Below are 10292 nucleotides of genomic sequence, written 5' to 3'. Positions count from 1 at the left end.
TATGTGGCGGCATCATCTTCTGAATGACCGACTCTTTTCTCTCCGCCGAATAACGCTTCATGACTCACTCTCTATCATCGCCCGCCTCTTCGATTACAATGATCATGTGAGGCGACAACTATCCTGACAGAGGGGGTGGTCGCCATGACCATAACAGCAATAATCAATATCCGCCTGCAGCGTGATTTTGCCCAGGAATGGATTGACAGCCTCCGGGTCAAGCAGCACCGGCCCTTGGGTGAGGATGCGATCGCCCGCATGGTCCACAAAAACCGGAAATACTCACCCGGCAATTGAAATCGCCGGATTGATGGCGCGGCCCCGGGGGAGGTGCCGCCTTGGCGCCCGCCACTGGGAGTCTGTGAACTGCCGCCATGTCGTCAAATGGCGGGCGGATTTCACGGGCGAGTATCAAACAGTCAGAACGACCTGATTTGATTGCTGAGCAAATATAATTCGCGAGACTGGGAACAAGGCTGGTCAGGATGGCATACGACCTCCCTCTGTCAGGATAGTTTTTACGCCGCCCACCGTCGACAACCAATGGCAGCAAGCCAGATATCGACGATACTTGTACCGGTGATCATGCAGACCATCAACTCGTCGCTTCTCACATGGCTGCTTCCTGTGGTTGTCGCTTGGCGGCGACAGCCTCTTCTTCGCAGTCGTGGCCGCATGTTTCATGCCTGCCCCGACTAGTCTGTGGTATGAAAAATTTCACACACAGACCCATTGCAACTTGTTCGATCATCGGAGTATATTGAACACCAACGGAGTGTTGCTCTCCTCGCGGATACGCTGGCGGAAGGATCGATGAAGCGTTTTCCAGGTAGCAGACTGGGTCATACAAAGGTCACGTTCACCGGCGTGCGCGGACTCTCCTTATTGGTTGTTTCAGCCGGTTTTCCCATTTCTTGTCAAGGTGTGCTGGCCGGGTGCGGCCCGTCAGCGGCTGTGTTCAGAGATCTTGGTTGAATTAGCAGAACCAAGCTGCTTGTTACAGGGTTTTTTCTTCTCGGCGTACTGCATTCGCACGCGCTGGTCGGCCAGGCTAACTGAGGGAGGCGCTTATGGCTCAGACCATTCAATGGACGTCCACGGTGGTGGTAGGCGGTAACACGGCGATGTCCCTGTCCCGTGCTATCTCGGTGGAGGCGGTGGATATCATCAAGATCACCGTGCGCGGCAGTGGCACGACGGGCGGGCCCGACACCGACAAAGAGGTGGAAGTGCAACCGGGTGGTGCCGGGCAGGTGAAGTTTCTGGCAATCAGCGCCGACCGTTTCGGCGACGATCTCAATTTTCTCAGTTACAAAGTCAATTCTTCCGCCAATCCTTCATTCCAGCTGGATCAGCCCATCACCCTGGCCGGCACGGGCGCGGTGTCGGCCTTGGACAACGCGCCGGGCAGTTTGTTTTTCTCCAGCACGCTGGTGCAAGACGCCACGATTCATATCGTCGTGGGTCGCGATGCGACACCTTGAACAGGCTGTTGAAAAACACCGTTTTTCGGCAGCCTGTGCCGCGGTGCAGGGATGCACCGCCGTTTTCAATGACGGCAAGTCATTGAAAACGTGAGGAAGCCGGAAATCGCATTTTCTGCTTCCGGCGTTGAAAAAGGCCAGGACGGCCTTTTTCAACATCCTGTTAAAGCCAGCTCGCTGCCATAACATCTCAAGGAGGCTTGAACCATGCCTGTGACACCGACTTATCCCGGCGTGTACATCGAAGAGCTGCCCAGCGGCGTGCGCACCATTGTGGGCGTGGCCACGTCCATCGGCGCTTTTGTGGATTTCTTTGCCCGTGGTCCCATGGATTACCCGGTGCAGATTTTCAATTTTGGCGATTTCGAGCGCGAGTTCGGTGGCCTGCACCGCCTGAGCGAGGCCAGCTATGCCATCCAGCAGTTTTTTCTCAATGGTGGCAGTAACGCTTATGTGGTGCGCACCGCCGAGGCGGGCACCTATGCCACCGCCACCATCACCCTGCAGGACGGCAGCGGCACGGGCGTGCTCACGGCCACAGCGGGGCGGCGGCTGCAAGGCGCGGCGGTGGACAACCCCGGTGCCTGGGCCAACAACGTGCGCCTCGATGTGGATTACGACACCACCGATCCCAGCAGCTTGTTCAATCTGACCGTGGTCGAAGTGGCGTTCCAGGACGGCCGTCAGGTGGTGGTGCAGGACGAGACCTATCGTAATCTGTCCATGGACCCCAATCACAGCGACTATGCCGTGGAAGTGGTGAACGAAGGCTCCAGGCTGATCCAGCTCACCCGCCTCACCCCCACCTCCGACACCACCACCCGGCCGGCGCCCACCGGAACGTGGAGCACGGATGCGACCGGTGCAGAAGCCGCGCTGACCTCCGGGGAAACCTTCGATGTGCACTACGGCGGCAGCACGGCCACGGCGACCGTCACCTTTTCCACCGCGCCCGCCAATCTTCAGCAGGTCAGGGCCATACTGCAATCGGCCATCCGCGCCGCCGATCCCAATGAGCCCTTGCTGGCGGGGGCCACGGTATCGTTGATCGGCACACAGTTTTTGGTCCGTGCCGGGCGCACCGGGCAAAACTTCGATGCTGAAACTATTTTGACCTTCACCGACAACAGCGGCACGCCCGCCACCGACCTGGGCCTGATCGCCCCCATCGCCAACGTGCAGCAATACAGCCTGGGCAGCGCCACCAGCGTGGGCGCCCAGGGGGCGGGCACCACCGGCGCTGACGGCGATCCGCCTACAGCCACCGAACTGCGCGGCTCGTTGGCGGCGAAGACCGGTATCTATGCCCTGGAAGACGCGGACTTGTTCAATATTCTCTGCCTGCCCCGGGCGGCGGAGCTGGACGCCACCTCCATGAGCCAGGTCTACAGCGAAGCACAGAGTTATTGCGAAAGCCGCCGCGCCTTCATGATAGTGGACCTGCCCGCCAACATCGACACGCTGGACGAGGCCCGCGACTGGCTGGACCAAAATGCCACCCTGCGCCACCAAAACGCCGCAGCCTATTTTCCCCGGCCGCGCATTCCCGACCCTCTCAACAACTACCGCCTCAAAGCAGTGGGTGCCAGCGGCACCGTGGCCGGGCTCTACGCCCGCACCGACGCCAACCGCGGCGTGTGGAAAGCCCCGGCGGGCATCGAGGGCAATCTGCGCAATGTGCCGGATCTCACCTACAAGCTCACCGACGCCGAAAACGGCCAGCTCAATCCCCTGGGGCTGAACTGCCTGCGCAATTTCGACGTGTACGGCAATGTGTGCTGGGGCGCCCGCACCCTGGTGGGGGCAGACCAGCAGGCCTCCGACTGGAAATACATCCCCGTGCGCCGCATCGCGCTGTTCATCGAAGAGAGCCTTTACCGCGGCAGCCAGTGGGTGGTGTTCGAGCCCAATGACGAGCCCCTGTGGGCCCAGATCCGGCTCAATGTGGGGGCATTCATGAACGGCCTGTTCCGCCAGGGCGCCTTCCAGGGCAGCACGCCGCGCGAAGCCTATCTGGTCAAGTGTGACAAGGAGACCACCACCCAGGCGGACATCAACCGCGGCGTGGTGAATATCCTGGTGGGCTTTGCGCCGCTCAAGCCGGCGGAGTTCGTCATCATCAAGATCCAGCAGCTGGCCGGACAGATCGAAACCTAAAGGAGGGGGATCATGGCTCAATTCACCGTTAACGCTCAGCGTTTCGATCCGTACAAGAACTTCAAATTCCGCGTCAAATGGGACGGCCGCTACGTGGCCGGGGTGGCCAAGGTGGGGGCCCTCAAGCGCAGCACCGAGGTGGTGGAACACCGCGAAGGGGGCGACCCCAGCACCGTGCGCCGTTCCCCGGGGCAGAGCAAATATGAGGCCATCACCCTGGAGCGGGGCGTCACCCACGACACCGAGTTCGAAAAATGGGCCAACAAGGTGTGGAACTACGGTTCCGGCCTGGGCGCCGAGGTGTCGCTCAAGGATTTCCGCAAAGACGTCATCATCGAGCTTTACAACGAAGCCGGCCAGAAGGTCATCGCCTACAAGGTCTACCGTTGCTGGGTGAGCGAATTCCAGGCCCTGCCGGAGCTGGACGCCAGCGCCAACGCCGTGGCCATTCAAACCCTCAAGTTGGAAAACGAGGGTTGGGAGCGCGACTACGAGACGGCCGAGCCCAGCGAGCCCAGCTACACTGAACCGGAGGCCTAAGCCGCCATGGGGGAAGCGATTTTGCTGCCCCACGGTTATTGGGTGGACGGCCGCCACTGCCGTGAGGCGGGCTTGCGCCCCCTCACCGGCCGCGATGAGGAGTTTTTGGTGGAAAACACCGCCGAAGCGCTGCCGGTGACGCGGGCCACTGAACTGCTGACGCGCTGCGTGGAGCGCCTCGAGGGTCGGAACAGCGTCAGCCGCGCCGCCCTGGCGGAGCTGGTGGCGGGGGATCGCGAAGCCTTGCTGTGGCATGTCCGCCGCCTCACCGTGGGTGACCGCTTGCAAGCCACCCTGCGTTGTCCGGCCGACGGCTGCGGCAGTGCCATGGATTTGGACCTGCGTGTCAGCGAGTTTCTGCAAGCGCCGTATCCCCACCCGCAGCCCGAGTACGAGAGCGAGCACGAGCAGCAGGCCTTGCGCCGGCGCTTTCGCCTCCCCACGGGAGCGGATCTGGAGGCCGTGGCCGCGGAGTTGGATGACGAGGCCGCCGGCCGGCAACTGCTGCAGCGCTGCATGATCGGGGTTTATGACGGGGAGCAGGCCTTGTCCGAATGGCAGGAGGAGTGGTTGGCGGACATCCCCGGCTGCATGGCGGCGCTGGACCCGCAAGCGGAGCTGGAGTTTGCCCTAGCCTGCCCGGAATGCGGACACGAGTTCCTCGCCGTGCTGGATGCCGCCGCCTACATTTTTGAAGAGTTGGCCGCCCACAGCCGGGATCTCTATCGCCAGGTGCACACTCTGGCCCTGCATTATCACTGGAGCGAGACGGAGATTCTCGGCCTCAGCCCCGTCAAGCGCCGCCGCTATCTGGAGCTGCTGGCCGACAGCTTCAGCGAGGCCGAGGCCCTATGAGCCGCTATCTTAATACCCTGGTGCAGCGGGCCGCCGGGCGGGGGGCGTGGGCCGCCTTGGCGCCAGTGCAGGCACCGGTCATCGTCTGGCCGTGGCGGGCGACTGTTGCGGCGCCCCTGCCAGCTGCGCCGCCGGCGGGCCAGGCGCCATCACCCCCGGCCGTGGCCATGACTCCATCCCCCGGCGAATCCCTCGTCGCGGCCGAGCCGGTGCCTGCCCCGTCGCCATTGCCGCCGCAGGCGGGGCCTGGACGCCTCGTCAGCCCCCACGCCCCCGCGCCGTCCACGGCGGCGGAGGTCCCGCCGACGGCCGCGCCCGGGGAGACGCCCCCGGTCAGCGTGGAGGCCAGGCCCCGGAGCATGAGCCTCAGTGTCGGGTTTCCTGCTGCGCCGCAGCGACCCTCCGCTGCACCCGGCGCCGCAGCGCATTCTCCGGCGGCAGAGGAGTTTCTTCCGGTCTCCGACGCTGGTTCCGCCACCCGTCCGGAAACAGCCGGTGCCGCGCCGCGCCCGGTTCCGCCCCCCCGGCCCGCACCCTCGCTGACCGGTGTTCCCCCCCCGCCGCGGGAGCAGGCAGTGCGTGGCGGGACCGCACCGGCCGTCGGGAGCACACTGGACGATGGAATCGCGGCATCCACCGCCCCGGAGAAGAAAACAGACCCGCGCGGAACCAACGCGGCGCCTCGCCCCGTGGTGGCATCCCCCGTACCACCGGTTACCTTGCCGCCTGCGGCAAGGGTGGCGCTGCTCCCGCCCGCCGCCGCGCGTGGGGCAGGGCGTGCCGCGCCGGATGCGGCCGCAGCAATGACCCCGCCACCGGCTGCTCCGCCCCCGCAAGAGCCACCGATCCCACGCCGCCGGGGGCAGGCCGGCAAGCTGCTCGGCGTCCGGCCCGCTGTTCCGGCCCGCCCTGCGGTGGTGTCTTGGGCCGCTTTTTCAGGTGCGGCGGACCGGTGGCAGGGGGGCAAAGGGGAAGAACAGTCCACCGTGCAGGTGCACATCGGCCGGGTGGAAGTACGGGCCGCGCCGCCATCGCCGCAGAGTGCCCCACCCGCCCCGGCGCCGGCACCCGTACGTGGTTTTGATGATTATTTTTATTTAAGGTCTTACGTAAATAAAAGTTGACAACTGATTAATATTATTGAAGTTTATTGTTAGTAGAGGCTCGGGTGCAAATCTCATCCTGTGAAAAAGAGGGATTTATGGAAAAGTGTGAGAAATGAGCTGTACAAGTCCCCCCAAGCTCCCTTTTCCAAAGGGGGCTGGGGTGCGGGCTCGGTAGGCATGGGTAATGACGCGGAGATTTCGATAACGGTGGCAAACGGTTGGTTTATTAAATGAAATATCCTTCACCAGCGCATGCATCATTTTTGCCCCTCCCCTTTGCAAACGGGGGGTTGGGGGAGGGGGTCAAAATCATCTTTCCCATCACCTCAATCCCAAAGGCGCACCATTTCCAATGAGCAACGACCTCGCCATTGCCACCGTCACCGCCACCCTGATGGAATGGGTGCGGCCCGCTCTGGAGGACGATCTGGACGGCGCCGGGGTGGCAGCGGTGCGGCCGGATCAGATCGATTCCCTGGAGGGGGCGGGGGTGAATTTTTTCCTTTATCAGACCATACCCAATCCCGCCTACCGCAACGACGACCTGCCCACCCGCCGTGCCGACGGCAATGTGGTGCGGCGCCCCCAGGCGGCTTTGGATCTCCATTATCTGCTCACTTTCTATGGCAGCGATTTGTCCCTGGAACCCCAGCGCGCCATGGGCAGCGTGGTGCGCACCCTGCACGCCCGTCCGGTGTTCAGCCGCCAGGCCATCGAAACCACCATCGGCAGTGCCACGTACAGTTACCTGGCCGGGTCTGATCTGGCGGAGCAGATCGAACGGGTCAAGATCACCCCCATCACCCTCAATCTGGAAGAGCTGTCCAAGCTGTGGACCATGTTTGTCCAGACCGCTTATCGCCTGTCCATGGCCTACGTGGCCAAGCTGGTGCTGATCGAGGCCGACGCGGAGACGCCGCAGCCCACCTTGCCGGTCAGGCGGCGCAATATTTATGTGCGGCCTTTTCGTGACCCCTGTCTGGAAAAGGTGGCGGCCGCCACGCCGCCGCCGGATCAGATCACCAGTGCCTCCACGCTCGTCTTCAGCGGCCGCCATCTGCGGGGCGAAGTGACCCGGGTACGCCTCGGCGAGGCCGAATACACGCCTACGCGGCCCCATCTCAGCGACACGCGCATTACCATTGATTTGGCCACCGAAGCCCCCAGCCGAGGCAGCCTGCGGGCCGGGGTGCAGGGAGCGCAGGTCATTCACCGGCTGATGATGGGCACCCCCGGATTTGAGCATGAGGGCATCGAGTCCAACGTGGTGGCGGTGGCCCTCAGGCCCCGCATACGCGAAACGGGCGGCGTATATGACATCCAGGTCTCACCCCTCCAGACCGATTCCGAGGGCAACAGTTTCCGCACCGTCACCCTTCGGGTGCGGCCCGACGTGGGCCGTCGCCAGCGGGTGGTGCTGCTGCTGAACGAATACGGGGTGGACGCCGCCCCCGAGGCCTACCGCATTCCCGCCGAGCCCCGCGCTGCCGACGGCGATACCCTGACCTTCGTCATCAGCCCGGACATCAGCGGCGAGTTCCTGTTCCGGGTTCAGGTGGACGGCGCCCAAAGTCCCCTGGTGCTGGACGAAAACGAAGCCAGCCCCACCTACCACCGCTACGTGCAGCCGCGCCGGAGCATCCCATGAACGCCGCCGAGCGGGACCAGTGGCTGGCTGCCAACCACCGCTATCTGGTGGCGGAAATCGCCCGTTTGCGCACGCTCCTGGCCCGGCGTGCCGCCACCAAAAACGACGACGGCGCCCTGGCCCGCGCCGAGGCCGAGGTGGCCGCGGCCCGTGCCGCGCTGCCCGGTCCCGCGGCCCTGGATGTCCTGGTGGCCGCCTTTGGCCTCACACCCTTTGAAAAAGAGTTACTGTTGCTGCTGGCCGCCGTGGAACTGGACGGGGCCACAGCGGAACTCAGCGCGCTGCTGAATGGCACCGGCCAGGGCCGGGCGGTCACCTTTTCTCTCGCTCTGGTCTGCCTGTCCGAGGCCCATTGGAGCGCCCTCACTCCCGGCGCCGCCTTGCGTCACTGGCGGCTGGTGGAGGTGGGGCCGGGCGAGACCCTCACCCACAGTCCTCTGCGGCTGGACGAATGGGCGCTGCACTTCATCACCGGCGCGGGCCAGATCGACAGCCGCCTGCATGCCGTGGTGACCCCGTTGGCCAGTGATGTGGCACTGACTCCCAGCCAGGCGGAGCTGGCCGGGGCCCTGCTGCGGCTGTGGCAGGGGCATGACAGGGGTGCTTTGCCCGTGGTGCAGTTGTGCGGCAACGGCGAGAGCGCCGCGCACATCGCCGCGGTGGCCTGCGCCCGGGCGGGCTGGAGCGCGTTCCGCCTGAGCGCCGAAGACCTGCCTCCCACCAGCACCGAGCGGGACGCCTTCATCCGATTGTGGGAACGGGAAATGCTGCTGCACGGCTGCGCCCTGTTCGTGGCCGCGGAGGACTTGGACGGCCCCGACCAGACCCGGCGCCTGCGGGGCATGTTGAGCCGGCTGCGGGGGCCGGTGGTGGCGGTGGTGGCCAGTCCCGTGAGCCTGCCGGAGCGGGACAACGTCACCTTCGACGTTCCCGTTATTTCATCGGGGGAACAGCGGGCACTGTGGCGCCAGGCGCTGGGGCCGGCGGCAGAGAAACTGAACGGCGACGTGGACCGTTTGGTCAACCAGTTCCGGCTCGATCCTCAGGCCATTATGAACGTGGGTGCGGCCCTGAACGGTGCGGCCGGCCAAGACGGCGTCGAACTGGGACAGCGCCTGTGGCAGGCCTGCCGCCGTCAGGCCCGGCCGCGGCTGGAAGAACTGGCCCAGCCTATCCGCTCCAAAGTGGGTTGGGACGATCTGGTGCTGCCCGAGTTGCAACGCCAGACCCTGGCGGAAATATCCGCCCAGGTGCGCCAGCGGGTCAAAGTCTACGAAGACTGGGGTTTCGCCGCCAAAAACGCCCGTGGCATGGGCGTGGCCGCCTTGTTCCATGGCCCCAGCGGCACGGGCAAAACCCTGGCGGCCGAGGTGCTGGCCAATGAACTGGCGCTGGATCTTTACCGCATCGATCTCAGCACCGTAGTGAGCAAATACATTGGTGAGACGGAAAAGAACCTGCGCCGTGTTTTCGATGCCGCCGAATACGGTGGGGCGATATTGCTGTTCGACGAGGCCGACGCCCTGTTCGGCAAGCGCAGCGAAGTGAAAGACAGCCACGATCGCTACGCCAACATCGAAGTGAGCTACCTGCTGCAACGGATGGAAGCCTACCGCGGCCTGGCCATCCTCACCACCAACCAGAAACAGGCCCTGGACAGCGCCTTTTTGCGCCGCCTGCGCTTCGTGGTGCGGTTTCCCTTCCCCGACGCCGCCCAGCGGGCCGAAATCTGGCGCCGTGCTTTCCCCGCCCAAACGCCCACCGAGGCGTTGGACGTCTACAAGCTGGCGCGGCTCAACGTGGCCGGTGGCCACATCCGCAACATTGCCCTCAACGCCGCTTTTCTCGCGGCCGACCGCGGCCGGCCCGTCACCATGGCCGAGTTGCGCGCCGCCGCGCAAACGGAATACGCCAAGCTGGAAAAACCCGTCACCGCCGAAGTGAGGGACTGGGCATGAGCGTGCCGGGCATGGAAATCCTCATCGACGAGCTGGTGATTCACGGCGCCAGCGGCGTGGACCGCGACCGCTATCGCGCCCAGGTGGAACAGGAACTGGGGCGCTTGCTGAGTGATGAGGGTGGCCTGGCCGGCCTGGCCGAAAGCACGGCAGCGCCCCGTGCCGCGCCGGTGCACACCGTGGCCGCGCCGGCGGGTCAGATCCCCAGCCCCGCCCAGGTGGCCCGCGCCATTCACGGCTCACTGCGGGGAAGGGGCAGGGGATGAGCAAGGCCGCGCCACAACGCGCCGCCCCCGTCCCGGCCATGCCCGCCGCCACGGGCTTCGCCGGCCAGCGCCCCTTCGCCCCGCAAACCAAACTCACCGTGGGCGCGCCCAATGACCGCTTCGAACAGGAAGCCGACCGGGTGGCGGAGCAGGTGATGCGCATGCCCGCCTCCGATGACGGCCATGCCCTGAACACGCCGCCTGCGCCACCGCGCATCCAGCGCCTATGCAAGGAGTGCGAGGACGAATTACGGCGGGCGCCGCGCAGCCCTGAACCC

General features: G+C 64.7%; 8 protein-coding genes. All 8 read left to right on the top strand.

The features are described from left to right. The first annotated feature begins 1070 nt into the window (after positions 1-1070). Positions 1071-1484 (top strand): hypothetical protein, encoded by a 414-nt coding sequence (locus ENJ19_00445; GenBank protein ID HHM04196.1) that lies wholly within the window; start codon positions 1071-1073, stop codon positions 1482-1484. Between the two features lie 207 nt (positions 1485-1691). Continuing rightward, positions 1692-3641 (top strand): phage tail sheath family protein, encoded by a 1950-nt coding sequence (locus tag ENJ19_00440; GenBank protein ID HHM04195.1) that lies wholly within the window; start codon positions 1692-1694, stop codon positions 3639-3641. Positions 3642-3653: 12 nt separating this feature from the next. Further along, positions 3654-4181: a phage tail protein gene (locus ENJ19_00435; protein ID HHM04194.1), complete on the top strand. Its 528-nt coding sequence runs from the start codon at positions 3654-3656 to the stop codon at positions 4179-4181. A gap of 6 nt (positions 4182-4187) precedes the next feature. Beyond that, positions 4188-5036 (top strand): hypothetical protein, encoded by an 849-nt coding sequence (locus ENJ19_00430; protein ID HHM04193.1) that lies wholly within the window; start codon positions 4188-4190, stop codon positions 5034-5036. A gap of 1458 nt (positions 5037-6494) precedes the next feature. Beyond that, positions 6495-7790, top strand: a complete 1296-nt coding sequence (locus ENJ19_00425) for a DUF4255 domain-containing protein (protein ID HHM04192.1) — start codon at positions 6495-6497, stop codon at positions 7788-7790. Beyond that, positions 7787-9748 (top strand): ATP-binding protein, encoded by a 1962-nt coding sequence (locus ENJ19_00420; GenBank protein ID HHM04191.1) that lies wholly within the window; start codon positions 7787-7789, stop codon positions 9746-9748. The genes ENJ19_00425 and ENJ19_00420 overlap by 4 nt, the downstream gene beginning before the upstream one ends. Continuing rightward, positions 9745-10014 (top strand): hypothetical protein, encoded by a 270-nt coding sequence (locus ENJ19_00415; GenBank protein ID HHM04190.1) that lies wholly within the window; start codon positions 9745-9747, stop codon positions 10012-10014. The genes ENJ19_00420 and ENJ19_00415 overlap by 4 nt, the downstream gene beginning before the upstream one ends. Next, the coding region (locus ENJ19_00410) for a hypothetical protein (protein ID HHM04189.1) at positions 10011-10292 on the top strand (282 nt) is incomplete at its 3' end. The genes ENJ19_00415 and ENJ19_00410, both read left to right, overlap by 4 nt.

The organism is Gammaproteobacteria bacterium, from assembly GCA_011375345.1.
GTDB lineage: Bacteria > Pseudomonadota > Gammaproteobacteria > DRLM01 > DRLM01 > DRLM01.
This window is presented reverse-complemented; position numbering and strand designations above follow the sequence as displayed.